The organism is Litoreibacter roseus (assembly GCF_009811795.1).
Taxonomy (GTDB): domain Bacteria; phylum Pseudomonadota; class Alphaproteobacteria; order Rhodobacterales; family Rhodobacteraceae; genus Litoreibacter; species Litoreibacter roseus.
Window position 1 is genome coordinate 122266 of the sequence record NZ_BLJE01000003.1, and the last position, 13256, is coordinate 135521.

14 protein-coding genes are annotated in these 13256 nt (G+C 56.8%); 4 read left to right on the top strand and 10 right to left on the bottom strand.

All coding sequences use genetic code 11. The annotated features are described in order from the left end of the window. Window positions 1–16: 16 nt before the first annotated feature. Window positions 17–1087 (top strand): ABC transporter ATP-binding protein, encoded by a 1071-nt coding sequence (locus KIN_RS14435; protein WP_373281659.1) that lies wholly within the window; start codon window positions 17–19, stop codon window positions 1085–1087. On the opposite strand, the gene KIN_RS14440 is transcribed toward KIN_RS14435, so the two are convergent. From KIN_RS14440 to KIN_RS14465, 6 genes are all read right to left on the bottom strand, one after another. After that, the gene (locus KIN_RS14440; RefSeq protein ID WP_159808319.1) at window positions 1084–2247 is read right to left on the bottom strand and encodes a cytochrome P450; all 1164 of its coding nucleotides are present in this window, start codon (window positions 2245–2247) and stop codon (window positions 1084–1086) included. The two genes, KIN_RS14435 and KIN_RS14440, sit on opposite strands and share 4 nt — an antisense overlap. A 20-nt stretch (window positions 2248–2267) precedes the next feature. Beyond that, complete coding sequence (gene tpiA, locus KIN_RS14445) at window positions 2268–3026, bottom strand: triose-phosphate isomerase (protein WP_159808321.1); 759 nt, start codon at window positions 3024–3026, stop codon at window positions 2268–2270. A 9-nt stretch (window positions 3027–3035) separates the two neighbouring features. Continuing rightward, window positions 3036–3359 (bottom strand): TfoX/Sxy family protein, encoded by a 324-nt coding sequence (locus tag KIN_RS14450; protein WP_159808323.1) that lies wholly within the window; start codon window positions 3357–3359, stop codon window positions 3036–3038. After that, the gene (locus KIN_RS14455) at window positions 3356–3718 is read right to left on the bottom strand and encodes a HesB/IscA family protein (RefSeq protein ID WP_159808325.1); all 363 of its coding nucleotides are present in this window, start codon (window positions 3716–3718) and stop codon (window positions 3356–3358) included. The genes KIN_RS14450 and KIN_RS14455 overlap by 4 nt, the downstream gene beginning before the upstream one ends. Before the next feature lie 80 nt (window positions 3719–3798). Next, entirely contained in the window at window positions 3799–4161 is a 363-nt protein-coding gene (locus KIN_RS14460; protein ID WP_159808327.1) for an SUF system Fe-S cluster assembly protein, read from the bottom strand. A 139-nt stretch (window positions 4162–4300) separates the two neighbouring features. Further along, complete coding sequence (locus tag KIN_RS14465) at window positions 4301–4981, bottom strand: VPLPA-CTERM sorting domain-containing protein (RefSeq protein ID WP_159808329.1); 681 nt, start codon at window positions 4979–4981, stop codon at window positions 4301–4303. A 163-nt stretch (window positions 4982–5144) separates the two neighbouring features. Here KIN_RS14465 and tgt point away from each other — a divergent pair, with 163 nt between their 5' ends. After that, window positions 5145–6275: a tRNA guanosine(34) transglycosylase Tgt gene (tgt, locus tag KIN_RS14470; protein WP_159808331.1), complete on the top strand. Its 1131-nt coding sequence runs from the start codon at window positions 5145–5147 to the stop codon at window positions 6273–6275. Here tgt and KIN_RS14475 read toward each other — a convergent pair. After that, entirely contained in the window at window positions 6272–7129 is an 858-nt protein-coding gene (locus KIN_RS14475) for a hypothetical protein (RefSeq protein WP_159808333.1), read from the bottom strand. The genes tgt and KIN_RS14475 overlap by 4 nt on opposite strands. A gap of 398 nt (window positions 7130–7527) precedes the next feature. Here KIN_RS14475 and lon point away from each other — a divergent pair, with 398 nt between their 5' ends. Continuing rightward, a complete protein-coding gene (gene lon, locus KIN_RS14480) occupies window positions 7528–9942 on the top strand; it encodes an endopeptidase La (protein WP_159808335.1) in 2415 nt (804 codons plus the stop codon). 83 nt (window positions 9943–10025) lie between these two features. Continuing rightward, a complete protein-coding gene (locus KIN_RS14485) occupies window positions 10026–10697 on the top strand; it encodes a DUF2199 domain-containing protein (RefSeq protein WP_159808337.1) in 672 nt (223 codons plus the stop codon). 263 nt (window positions 10698–10960) lie between these two features. Here KIN_RS14485 and KIN_RS14490 read toward each other — a convergent pair whose 3' ends face one another. From KIN_RS14490 to KIN_RS14500, 3 genes are all read right to left on the bottom strand, one after another. Then, on the bottom strand, window positions 10961–12046 hold the full coding sequence (locus KIN_RS14490) for a FliG C-terminal domain-containing protein (protein ID WP_159808339.1): 1086 nt from the start codon (window positions 12044–12046) through the stop codon (window positions 10961–10963). A 141-nt stretch (window positions 12047–12187) separates the two neighbouring features. After that, window positions 12188–12733 carry a tetratricopeptide repeat protein gene (locus tag KIN_RS14495; protein WP_174239125.1) on the bottom strand — a complete coding sequence of 182 codons (546 nt, stop codon included), beginning with the start codon at window positions 12731–12733 and terminating at the stop codon, window positions 12188–12190. Window positions 12734–12856: 123 nt separating this feature from the next. Continuing rightward, entirely contained in the window at window positions 12857–13018 is a 162-nt protein-coding gene (locus KIN_RS14500) for a chitin-binding domain-containing protein (protein WP_159808341.1), read from the bottom strand. Between the last annotated feature and the right edge of the window lie 238 nt (window positions 13019–13256).

Here is a 13256-nt window from a genome sequence, read left to right on the forward strand (position 1 = left end):
TATACATGAGGCAGGCGTGTCCCCCAGACTTGATCTGAGAAACATCGTCAAACGTTTTGGCGCGTCGTCAGTTGTTGACGACATCTCGTTGACCGTAGCGGCAGGACAAATCACTTGTCTGCTTGGCCCATCGGGCTGCGGTAAGTCGACGACGTTGCGCATCGTGGCAGGGGTGGAGCGGCAGGACGCGGGCGAGATTTATCTCGACAATCGCTTGGTGTGCGGGCCGGGGACACACGTGCCGCCGGAACAGCGCTCGATCGGGTTGATGTTTCAAGATTTCGCTTTGTTTCCGCACCTGACTGCCGCCCAGAACGTGGCCTTCGGGCTGACTGGGGCTAAGGCCGAAAATCGTGCACGGGCGCATGACCTTCTCGAACGCGTGGGGCTGTCGGCTTTTGCAGAGAAATACCCGCATGAGCTATCAGGGGGGGAGCAGCAGCGGGTGGCGCTGGTACGTGCGATCGCGCCGAAACCCAAAGTGATGCTTATGGATGAGCCATTCTCGGGGCTGGACAATCGCTTGCGCGATGGCATTCGGGACGAGACGCTGAGTGTTCTGAAGGAAGAGGGCACTGCCGTTCTCCTTGTCACGCACGAGCCCGATGAGGCGATGCGCATGGCCGATGAAATTGCGCTGATGCGGGACGGAAAGATCGTCCAGCGGGGCAATCCCTACAACATCTATAACGCGCCCGTGGACAAAGCTGCGGCGGCGTTCTTCAGCGATATCAACGTGATCCGAGGGCAGTCGAACGGCGCGCTGACCGACACGCCCTTCGGCCAGTTTTTGACGCCCGGGCATTCCGACGGCGCAACGGTGGAGATCGTTATCCGGCCCCAACACCTCAGAATTGATTTCGACCGCCAGGGACGGGGCCCCAATCCGACCCCCAGCGAAGGGGTTCCCGCCCGCGGTGTGGTGGAGCGCGCCCGTTTCATGGGGCGCGAAAGTCTGGTGGAGTTTCGGATGGATCAGGACGGATCCATTCTGACGGCGACTGTCCCGGCCGTGTTCCTGCCCAAGCCCGGTACGGCCCTTTGGCTGACCATGCGGCGAGATCGGTGCCTTGTCTTTCCGGGCTAAAGACTGACCCGCAGTTCCGACAATCCGTGGAAATGATAGTTCGGCGCGTAGCGCGGCGGCGCATCGAGACGTAAATTCGGACAGCGTTCGAACAAGGTGTTCAAGGCCAGTCCCAATTCCAGCCGGGCCAACGGGGCACCAACGCAAAAGTGGATGCCGCCCCCAAAGCTCGCATGGGTCGGTGACGCACGCCCCGGTCTGAACTCGGAGGGCGCTTCAAATGCTGACGGATCGTGGTTCGCGGAGGCAAGGATCAATCCGACCTGTTGGCCCTTCGCGAAGGAATGACCGAAGACGTCCACATCCTCGGAGGCGTAGCGCATGAACACGTGAAGCGGCGGATCAAGGCGCAGCACCTCCTCTGCAAAAGGGGCAGGATCCGCGCTTGGCCGGCACCCGGTCTCAAGGCAGTGCTTCACGCCGTTTCCGATGGAATGCACGGTGGCCTCATGTCCGGCGTTCAACAGCAGAATGCACGTCGATATCAATTCGGCCGTGCTTAAAGTCTCGCCATGTTCTTCAGCGCCAATGAGATGCGTGATCAGGTCGTCGGCGGGGATTTTGCGTCGGTGGTCGATGTAATCCGTCAGAAACGCCGCGAACTCCGTCGCTGCATCCGATGCGGCAACCTCGTCGGCATAGGTCCGGCGGGCCTGATACATCATGACCATCGCGTTGGACCAGTTCAGCAATTCGGATACGTGGATCTCCGGCACACCCAGAAGCCGGGCGATAGTAATTGCGGGGATGGGCGTGGCGTAGGCGGTCAGCAAATCGAACGGATCGCGCGGAAACTGATCGATTAGATCGTGACACAAAGCCTGTATCTCGGGCTGCAGGCCGGCAATGCGCCGAGACGTAAACGCGCGCAGGACGAGGCCCCGTAACCGCGTATGGCAGGGCGGATCCCGCTCCAGCATCGAGTGGGCCTCGATCTCGTAGAACGGCTGTGTATGGGGGGCGGGTGGCACTTCCATTGGGTTCTTCCGCCCAAACCGCCTGTCCCGAAGCAGGGACGACACGACCTTGTGGCTGTGGGCCATGGGCATATCGTACTCATCCCAGAAGACCAGATCCCCCAAGCCGCGCAGTTCGTCGTAAAACGCGTAAGGGTTTTGAACAAATGCGTCTTCGGTTGGATCCTGCGCAACGGTTTTCATGTCACCCTGCCGCGGTTTTGTCAGGTCTGAATGCTGTTTTCCAAAGCGCTGATAATGGGTGAGAAATCGGCGCACGTCAGGGACGCCCCGCCCACAAGAGCGCCGTCCACGTTCGACACATCGAAGATCTCGGCGGCGTTGCTGCCTTTGACCGAGCCGCCATAGAGCAATCGGATCGATTTGCCGACGCCGGACCCGTAGCGCTGTTCGAGGCGTGAACGGATATAGTCATGGACATCACCAATCTCGTCCAGTGTCGGGGTCTTGCCCGTGCCTATCGCCCAAACCGGCTCGTAGGCGATGACCGTATTTTCGCCCGTGATGACATCGGGCAAGGATGAGGCCAACTGACCGGCGATGATCTCCAGCGTGTTTGCCGCTTCGCGTTCTTCCAGCGTCTCGCCGATGCATACGATGACCTTCAGGCCTTGGGCGAGCGCGGCACGGGCCTGCGCACGGACGGTTTCATCGCTTTCTTCGTGATCGGTCCGCCGTTCGGAGTGACCAAGAATGACATGGGACGCGCCTGCGTCTTTCAGCATCGTCGCGGATATATCGCCCGTGTGCGCGCCGTTTTCGGCCACGTGGCAGGTTTGTCCTGCGACGGCTAGCGGGTGCGAGGCCGCTTGAACGACCATACCGCTGATCAGGGTCGCGGGTGGCGCGATGAGGATATCAACGGCCGGATCGGGATGCGCTTCAATGATCTGATCAACTTGATCCAGATCGGCGGATGTCCCGTTCATTTTCCAGTTTCCGGCAGCAAGTTTACGGCGCATGCGGCTCTCCTAAAGGTGGTGGAGCACGCGACGTGCCAAATCGGTCGCCGCGCTATGGTCATCAAGATACTGATCCGGCACGGTCCAGTATGGCATCGATGTCTTTGTGCCGTTCTTGCGGGTATGGGTCCAGCGTATTCCGCCCTCGGCCTCCAATGTGTCGACCACATCACCCTTTGCTTTGACCAACAATTGCCCATCCGAGCGCAGAACAGCGAAGATGGTGCCATCCGAATAGAGACATAAACCGCCCATCATCTTTCGGGTGGTCACATTTGGAATGTCCGAGAAAAGTTCCAGCGCAAATTCTATGTCCGCTGGGGCGAGACTCACTTTTCGAAAAGGCTTTCGTCGAACTTGATTGACTCGCCGCAGCCGCAGGCTTCTGACACGTTCGGATTGTTGAACTTGAAGCCTGATTCAAGCAACCCGGTTTCATAATCGATCTGCGTGCCAAAGAGGAACATCTGCGCCATCGGCGCAATCATCACACGGGCGGCGCCTTGCTCTACGACCTCATCATTGGGATCGACGGTGTCCACATATTCCATGGTGTATTCCATGCCCGCACAGCCGCCTTTCTTTACGCCGATGCGCAGCCCCTTGCGGCCGTCTTTTTCCATCAGCCGCGAGATCTGTGCCGCGGCCTTGTCGGTCATCGTGACAGCCTGTTTTCCCGGTATGGCGAACATCGCGTCTGCCTTTCATTCATGCCACTTTAAGATAAGCGGCGTCATTTTTCATCTCAAGAGCGTGGACCGTGCCCTGACGATTACATGAAGCCCAATTCCAGGCGCGCCTCGTCTGACATCATCTCCATGCCCCAGGGCGGTTCCCATGTCAGTTGCACATCCACTGTTTTCACGCCGGGCAGGGGCTCAACAGCGTCCGCAATCCAACCAGGCATTTCGCCCGCAACCGGACAGCCCGGCGCGGTCAGCGTCATTATCACGGCCACATCGTTCTCGGGGCTGATGTCGATCGTATAGACCAAACCCAAATCGTAGATGTTGACCGGAATCTCGGGATCGTAGACGGATCGACAGGCCTCCACGATAGCCTCATGCAACGGGTGATCCGTTGAGGACGGCTTGATCAATGGCGCGCCTTGGAGCTGTTCGGTCGGTTGGTCCATGTGCTCATCCAATGTCTATTGTTGAGCATTAATCTAGGGATTGTCGCGGGCAGCGTCCAGAGGCGTTCCGTCACGGGGCGGATCACGTGTGTGTTTTCGCGGTCCGCCCCGACAGATTGATCCGGTTGAGCGACAGAAACTAAGCCTTGCGCCGCCGCATCATCGCCAGGGCACCCAGGCCCGCGATCAGAAGCGGGGCGCCAGCGGGCAGTGGAATAGCTGGCGGCGTGGGCGTGCCGTCGTCATAGGAATAAGTCAGCGTCGCTTCGACACGGGCATCATAGCCACTGAAGAAAAAGCCGAACTCCCCAAAACCGTCAAAAACATGAAGCGTTTCTACATCGAAGAAGCCACCACCGGTGCCGGTTGCAGCTGCGGGTGCGGTTGATATCAGGGTGGTATCCAGCACTGCGGCGTAGTCAAAATCGCTGGACGTCCCGGCTTCCACTTCCGTGAAGGGGCTGCTTGCGCTCGCTGATGCGTCTGCTTCGAATCCCGGCGGCGTGACCAATCGTACGCCTGCGAATGTTTCGTAGGAACTCGGCAAGCCGTCCGGGATGAAGTCGTCCGCGACCCACTCGCCGAAAACTTCCATGCTTGCAGTTATGTCGAATGTCGCGCTGACAAACGTGCCTAAGGAGGTATCGAACGCATCAAAAAATAGAAACGCGTCAAAAAAGCCGCCGGCAATTTCGCCGCCATCGCTAAACCCCTCTGCGCCGTCTGATGCCGTTTGGCTGTACGAAACGATTGCAGCAGGTGCCAAAGACGGGATCGCGCATGCGATAAGCGCGCCTTGAAGGAATGATCGGACTTTCATGGGATATTTTCCTAACTGATTACCTTACGTTAACCCTGATAAATTCTATACAGGGCGGCCGGCAACGAAAAAAAACGTAAAAAATCCGCGCAGTTCGGGGGTGCGGGATGTTTTCAGAGGCGGACTTGCGCGTCCGTCAGGTTCTCGCCTAAAGCGTGCCGACATGACACAGCGATTTGAATTTGCCCTTTCCGCCAGAGATGGCCGCGCCCGGACCGGCTTGATCAAGACGCCGCGCGGCGACATTCGGACACCGGCCTTCATGCCGGTGGGCACGGCCGCAACGGTCAAGGCGATGATGCCTGAGAATGTGCGCGCGACCGGGGCTGATATTCTGCTGGGCAACACCTATCACCTGATGCTGCGCCCAACCGCGGAACGGATCGACGCCTTGGGGGGGCTTCATACATTCATGAACTGGGACCGTCCCATCCTGACCGACAGCGGTGGCTTCCAGGTGATGAGCCTGAGCGGTCTGCGGAAAATGAGCGAAGAAGGCGTGACGTTCAAATCCCACATTGACGGCTCCAAACATGAATTGACGCCCGAACGGTCAATGGAAATCCAGCGATTGCTCGGCTCCGATATCGTGATGTGTTTTGACGAATGCACACCCTTTCCCGCGACCGAAGCCGAAAGCCTGCGATCCATGCAGATGTCCATGCGGTGGGCCAACAGGTCTCGCGCGGCATTCGGCGACCGTCCGGGCTATGCGCTGTTCGGCATTCAGCAAGGCTCGGTCTTCAAGGATCAAAGGGCCGAAAGTGCGGAGAAATTGCGGGAGATCGGCTTTGAGGGCTACGCGGTCGGCGGCCTCGCGGTTGGGGAGGGGCAAGAGCTCATGTTCGACGTTCTGGACTACGCGCCAGAGATGTTGCCCGACGACCGGCCCCGTTACCTGATGGGCGTCGGCAAACCCGACGACATTGTCGGCGCAGTCCAGCGCGGTATCGACATGTTCGATTGCGTCCTGCCGTCACGGTCCGGTCGGACGGGGCAGGTGTTCACGCGGCGAGGGGTCCTGAACATCAAGAACGCGCGCCACCAGAATGATCCGCGGCCGCTGGATACAGAGTGCAGGTGTCCGGCCTGCCAGCACTACTCGCGGGCCTATCTGCACCATGTCTTTAGGTCGCAGGAGATCATAAGTTCCATGCTGCTGACATGGCACAACCTACAGTACTATCAGGATCTCATGTCTGGTCTGAGGGCGGCGATTGCAGCGGGGGATTTGGCGACTTTCGTGGCAGATTTCCACGCCACCCGTGCTTTGGGCGATGTTGAGCCGCTCTAGGCTTCGGACGTTTTCGGCATCGGCTTTGTAATGCCTTGACCGTCGCCGTGGTATTTATCGAGCGTGGCGCGCAAACGGTCAACCTGATAGCCCATCACGTCGTCAAACCAGCGTTCGATATAAGCCCCAAGAGACAGTCCCATCCGCTCTTCATTCACGGCGATAAAGCAGGTTCTGTGGTCGAGAATATTGATATGGGCGGCGAAAATACCGTGAACCTTGTTGCCATCCGCTTCTTTACCTTCAAACAGGAAACGACACGTCACGGGCGGATCCTTCTCCAGATAGGTCAGCTTGTAACTGGCGTTGCGCTGCCCCCTGCCGCTGAAGGTGACATGAATGACATTGGGATCTTCCTCATCCTCTTCCATGGCGCTGAGCATACCGGTGGAGTGCCCCTTCAATTCGGTCGCTCCGGGGATCAGGTGCATCCACGCAAGGCGGGCAGGATAGGGCAGTTCAGCACCATGCCTGTCTTTCCAGACAAGCCCTTCGCCCATCTGCAAAGACATCTTTGAGCGCAAAAACCGCGATAGACCGAACAAAACGAGCAGAAACAGCACGGTGCCTGATATCACAGGCGTAATACCCGGAAGTGGCAGATACAGGATCGCCAACGCGGTGATCAGCCCGGAAAAACCAGCGACTTCAAGGACGCTGCGGCGTTCTGGACGCAGGCGATACACGACGATGGACAGGGCCGCGAACAACCCGAGCGACATGACATAAAATGCGAGATACGCAACGTCTGGTAAACCAGCAGTTGCATGCGCCAAAAGAACGGTCGAAAAGACCGACATGCCCGCAGAAAACATCAAGAGGCGGCGATAATGGCGTTTCAGAATTTTCAGCATGTTGCCCGTATGCTCGTTACGTATTTTTAATCTATAAATTTTGTTGGCCAAGTCGCGGCCTTAATATGTCAGGAACATGCCATTAGGCCATGAACGCGTCACGTGGCGTAAACACGCCTATCGACTCTGGCCAGTATGCCGTGTTTCCGCCTATTCTTGCAGCGAATTCCCGCTAAAGCAAATCTTAAGCCTCCGGCCTCCATGACACGACTCTTGGCTTGCTCCGCCCGGCGGGGAAAGGCAGACTGCGCCGAAAGCTTGAACTCACACTCACAACGCCCATTTCTTATAACTGAAACGGGATCGATACGACACAAAGTCGGATCCCGACGACCTCAGGGGATTGCACGCAGGTTGCCGCACGCGGGACCCCGCAATTCTGCCAAAAAGGATACAACATGACCGAGCAAAACTACCAATCCTACCCGGTGCTGCCGTTGCGCGACATCGTGGTGTTTCCTCACATGATCGTGCCGCTTTTTGTCGGGCGCGAAAAATCTGTAAGGGCGCTGGAAGAGGTGATGAAGGACGACAAGCAAATTCTGCTGTCGAGCCAGATTGACCCGACTGTGGATGACCCAACCTCGGACGGCATTTATGATATTGGCGTGCTTGCAAACGTCCTGCAGCTTTTGAAGCTTCCGGACGGCACGGTGAAGGTGCTTGTCGAAGGGCGCGCGCGGGTGAAGGTTCTGGATTATCTCGACAGCCAGGACTTTTTTGAAGCAAACGCCATTGAGCTGGAAGAAGAGCTTGGCGACCAGACATTGGTCGACGCACTTGTCCGCTCCGTTGGTGAGGAATTCGAGCGTTACTCCAAGGTTAAGAAGAACATTCCCGATGAGGCGTTGTCTTCGGTCGCAGAAACCCAGGATGCGTATAAACTGGCCGATCTGGTTTCAGGCCATTTGGGCGTCGAAATCGAACAAAAACAAGAGCTTCTGGAAACTCTTACGCTGTCCGAACGGCTTGAGAAGGTCTATGGCTTGATGCAGGGCGAAATGGGCGTTCTTCAGGTCGAGAAGAAGATCAAGTCCCGAGTCAAGACGCAGATGGAGCGGACGCAGCGTGAGTACTATCTGAACGAGCAGATGAAGGCCATTCAGAAGGAGCTTGGCGACGGTGAAGACGGCCAGAACGAGGTCGCGGAGTTGGAAGCCAAGATCGAGGCCACGAAGCTGTCCAAAGAAGCCCGTGAAAAGGCTGATGCGGAGCTGAAGAAGCTGAAGAATATGTCGCCGATGTCGGCCGAGGCCACTGTCGTGCGCAACTACCTCGACTGGATGCTGGCCATCCCGTGGGGCGTGCGGTCGCGGGTCAAGAAGGATTTGACCCGGGCGCAGAAGGTGCTTGATGACGATCATTACGGGCTTGAAAAGGTCAAGGAAAGGATCGTTGAATATCTCGCGGTCCAGCAGCGCTCCAAGAAGCTGAAGGGCCCGATCATGTGCCTTGTCGGCCCTCCGGGTGTTGGTAAGACGTCGCTGGGTAAATCCGTGGCCAAGGCGACGGGACGCGAGTTCATCCGCATTTCGCTTGGCGGCGTTCGGGACGAATCCGAGATCAGGGGCCACCGCCGGACCTATATCGGTTCGATGCCCGGTAAGATCATTCAGGCGCTGAAAAAGGCGAAAACTACCAACCCGCTGATTCTGCTCGATGAGATCGATAAAATGGGTCAGGACTTCCGGGGGGATCCAGCGTCCGCGATGCTTGAGGTTCTGGACCCTGAACAGAACTCAACCTTTGTCGATCACTATCTTGAGGTCGAATATGATCTCAGTGACGTGATGTTCCTGACGACGGCGAACTCCTACAATATGCCTGGACCACTTTTGGACCGGATGGAGATCATTCCGCTGGCGGGATACACCGAGGATGAAAAATCCGAGATTGCCAAGCAGCATCTGATCGCCAAGCAAATCAAGAACCATGGTTTGCGCAAAGGCGAGTTCGAACTGACCGACGAGGCGCTTTTGGAAATGATCCGCACCTATACCCGCGAAGCGGGGGTTCGGAACCTAGAGCGCGAAATCGCGAAGCTGGCGCGGAAGGCTGTGACCAAGATTGTGCGGAAAGCCGAGGAAAAGGTGATTATCACGCCGGATAACCTTGATGACTTTCTGGGCGTCAAGAAGTTCCGCTACGGACTAGCCGAGGCCGATGATCAGGTTGGGGTTGTGACCGGGTTGGCATGGACCTCCGTCGGGGGGGAGTTGCTCTCGATTGAGGCGCTGCGTCTGCCAGGCAAAGGTCGCATGAAGACCACGGGCAAGCTGGGCGATGTGATGAAGGAATCCATCGATGCAGCCTCGTCCTATGTGCGGTCAATTGCGCCCGAAATCGGCGTGAAGCCGCCCCGTTTCGATAAGGTCGACATCCACGTGCACGTCCCCGAGGGGGCGACGCCGAAAGATGGCCCGTCCGCAGGTCTGGCAATGGTAACCTCGATCGTGTCGGTTCTGACCCAGATCCCGGTGCGCAAGGACATTGCAATGACGGGTGAGGTAACCTTACGCGGCAATGCGCTGGCCATTGGTGGCTTGAAAGAGAAGCTGTTGGCGGCGCTGCGCGGCGGGATCAAGACGGTTTTGATCCCTCAGGAGAACGAAAAGGATCTGCGCGATATTCCGGATAACGTCAAAGACGGTCTTGAGATCATTCCGGTGGCTCACGTCCGCGACGTGCTGAAGCACGCGCTGGTCTCGGTGCCTGAGGCGATTGAATGGGATGAAGCCGCAGAAGAAGAAGCCGCAGCCGCTGCGAGCCTTCGGTCCGGCGACGTGGATGGATCCGGTGCGGTCGCCCATTGATGTGAGACCTGCAGATTTGGTTTGATGCAGTCTAAAAAACGCCGCTTGGAAACAGGTGGCGTTTTTTATGTTGGCGGGTTGTCTTGCGTTTTGGACTATCAGCAACCCGGATATCTAACCAACACGCAGACGAGGTCTGTTTTGCGGACGTGATTGGGAAAGGGCGTCAATTGATTGGACGATTGTTTGGCAAAAAGCAGTTTCAATACAAATGCTTTGAGTGTGGAAAGGTCCATGAAGGCTCACCGTCATTTTCCCTCAAATACCCAACTTACTACTATGATGTTCCCGAAGCCGAGCGAGCCGGACGTGTTCGTATCGGTGATTACTTCTGTCAGATTAAACCTGCATCGGACGATACCAATGGATCATCAATTCAGTGCATTCGCGCAGTTTTGGATATTCCGATCAAAGGGGTGAACGAACCATTTACTTGGGGAGTTTGGGTTACCCAATCCAAAGAAAGTTTCGAAAAATACACTGAAACATTCGGTGACGATCAGTCATCGCTTGGGAGCTTTGGATGGTTGGCTGTGGACATGCCGTTCTACAATATTTCCGACAGCGGTGCTCCGATCGAACATTTGGAATGTGATGTTGACTGGGGCGACAAGGGTCGACGGCCAAAGATCAGTCTTTGGCGAAATGCTCATCAACTTGCCGTTGACCAACGCACTGGGATCAGTTGGAGAAAGGCGACGAAAATTGTCAATCCCACCAATAGCGAGTTTTCCGGGATGCATCGCGGCGGATGATTGTTTTTGGTGCGAGAGCAATGATGGCGCGACTGCAGCGAGATCGTAACCTATGTCACGCCATCCGCATCTGACCAGCTATAAACTGCGTCCTGTTTTGTTATCGCCAGAGCTTTCGTGCCAAGCGTCCCTTGACACGTATATATCTTGGACAAGCATCCCGGCAGTCTGCAAGCATCGTGGGGAGCGCACATGCCATTCGCTCCGCCGTCTGTAGTGGTTGCTGGTGGAAACTCTTTTCTAACCAAGGTTCAGCAGATCAACTACATAGGTGTTTCGTCAAATTCCAATGGCGTCTGTAAGACGATGTCGCCCCGTTCTTCCAGCTCTCGGATTGCGCGGGTAACGAGGCCTTGGGCCGCCTCGCCAGCTTTCGTGTCGACGGCATTGCTCTCGGACATTTCCTCGCGCAGTTGATCCGCCATACGGGTGGACATGTTCCCCAGAATAAATTCTGCGGCCTCCGGTGCGTTTTCCTGCGCGTGAACAAGCGCCACCACAAGATCGTCCGAACTAACCTCTTTGGTTATCTTCGGCACATCGGTCACCACAACCCGTGCGGGGATATCTTCGAAGGTGAAGATCGCCGCTCGGACCAGTCCCGCGAAGCCTGCGTCCAGATCGCCCAAGGCGTCGATCAGCTTATCCCGTGTAGAGGCAGCCGCAGCGTTTAACATCGCCGCGGTACGCACAACGGGGTCTTCCGCAAACGCCGTTTCCTCTGTTTTGCCGATGTACTGACCAAGGGTCAGTCCTACAACGGCAACTGTTCTCGGGGGCACGTGACCCGTGTCGGCCATTGCAAGGGTGATGCGGGTTGCGACATCTTCTGGAAGGGCTTCAAGGACTTCGGACGCACGCACGGGACCGAGTTTGGACATGATCAAAGCGCTGATCTTTGCGCTTTCGTTTGTGACCATCTCCGCCAGTTTTTCGTCTTCCATCGCGCCGATGTCGTCCCACGGGTTGGTCGTGCCCTGAATGCCGAAGCTCTCACGCAAGTCGGCAAGGGCATCATCGCTGATGGTGCCGGTCAGGCTTTCAAGCCGCTGGGCCAGATCGGTTGGAAAGTCCAGACCACCGCGCTGTAATGCGGCTTCAAACTCTGTAATGACAGTCAAGATTACGCTTTCGTCCACGTGTTTGATCGTGGCAAACTCCAGCGCCAGTTTCTTTTGCATCTCATCGCTGAGGGTGGCGAGATTCAGACTGCCCCCTTCCATCAGCGCGACTTGCAGGATGATTGCGGCTTTCTGGGAGCCCGACAACCCATCCGGACCAGACAGAACGACACCGTCCAGCGCGGATTTTTGCATCGCGCCCATCTGAGGTATCATCAACGTGTTCATGTCAGTCCAACCCTTCCATCTCGCCGATGCAAGATGGGGGAATGAGGTTAAATGACGGTTAGGGAGTGCCGCATTTGCGACGGAAGATGCGCGTAATCTATCTCAAATTGCGCTAATCTGCTCGTGCATCACCGGATGCGATCAGTAGGCGAAGGTTTTCCCGGTTTTCAGCGCGCTGTTCAGGGCGAACTCTGCCCATGTGTTGCGTCCACCGCGCGCGCGGATCTCCGTCAGTTGCGCTTGTGCCAGGGCGGTCTCGCCCGTGTTGACGAAGGCTTGGCCCATATAGGATCGGGCCAGAATGTTGTTCGTATCCTGCTCCAATGCGGCTGCGTAGAAGGCCATTGCCGCATCCATGTCGCCCTGCATGCGCGCGAGAAATCCTTTGTAGGTCATCACCCGACTTTCAGACGGATCAGACATCGCACTTAAAACCAGCGCGGCGCGGTCATAGGCACCCCCATAGGCCAACTCACGCACGGCATCGTAACGCATGTCATCGTCGATCAGACTGCTTTCGGCATCGACGCATTTCTTGGTGTCATAGTCATAGACCTGACCCTTTTCGCAGACGGTCAGTGTCTTTGTGACCTTAGGCGGGGTGCTGTCCGCTGATCCGGCGGCAAATGCCAGACCCGGAAGGGCAAAAGCGGTCGCTGCCAGCATGATTTTTAGAAGTGACGGCATCATCTGCCTCCGATGTTAAACTTGGACCTGGTTACAAAGATAAGCCGCGTCTCGGTCAATCCAAAACGCGACTTGCAGAGTGCCCGGCTACGCGGGAGGTGAACTCCGCTTAATCCGCTGGCGTTAGCCAGTCGGGGTCGTGACACATGTTCCAGAGGTGGCATCCCATACAGCGCCATCTTTGCAACTGGTGTTCTTGGCTTGACCGTATGAACAGCCTTCAGCGGCAGCCATGGCAGGGGCCAAGGCCAGAGCGAGGGCAGTCAGAGCGAGCTTTATCTTCATCACGAATGCATCCTTGCGTAATTTCAACAATCGCAGCCTAGCACATCTTGAGGCGGTCCCAAAGCCCGGGGGCCATTTGCCGCCGATCGTGCCTGATTTGCCGCTCATGATGCCGAAATCGTGTGCGATCCGTGACCTCACGAAAAGGTGATCGTTTTATTGAAGACCGCTCACGCGGGCGTGTTCAGAGCGCTCGGAAGTATAATATTTTGCGTAAAATTGTGATCTATCACACAAT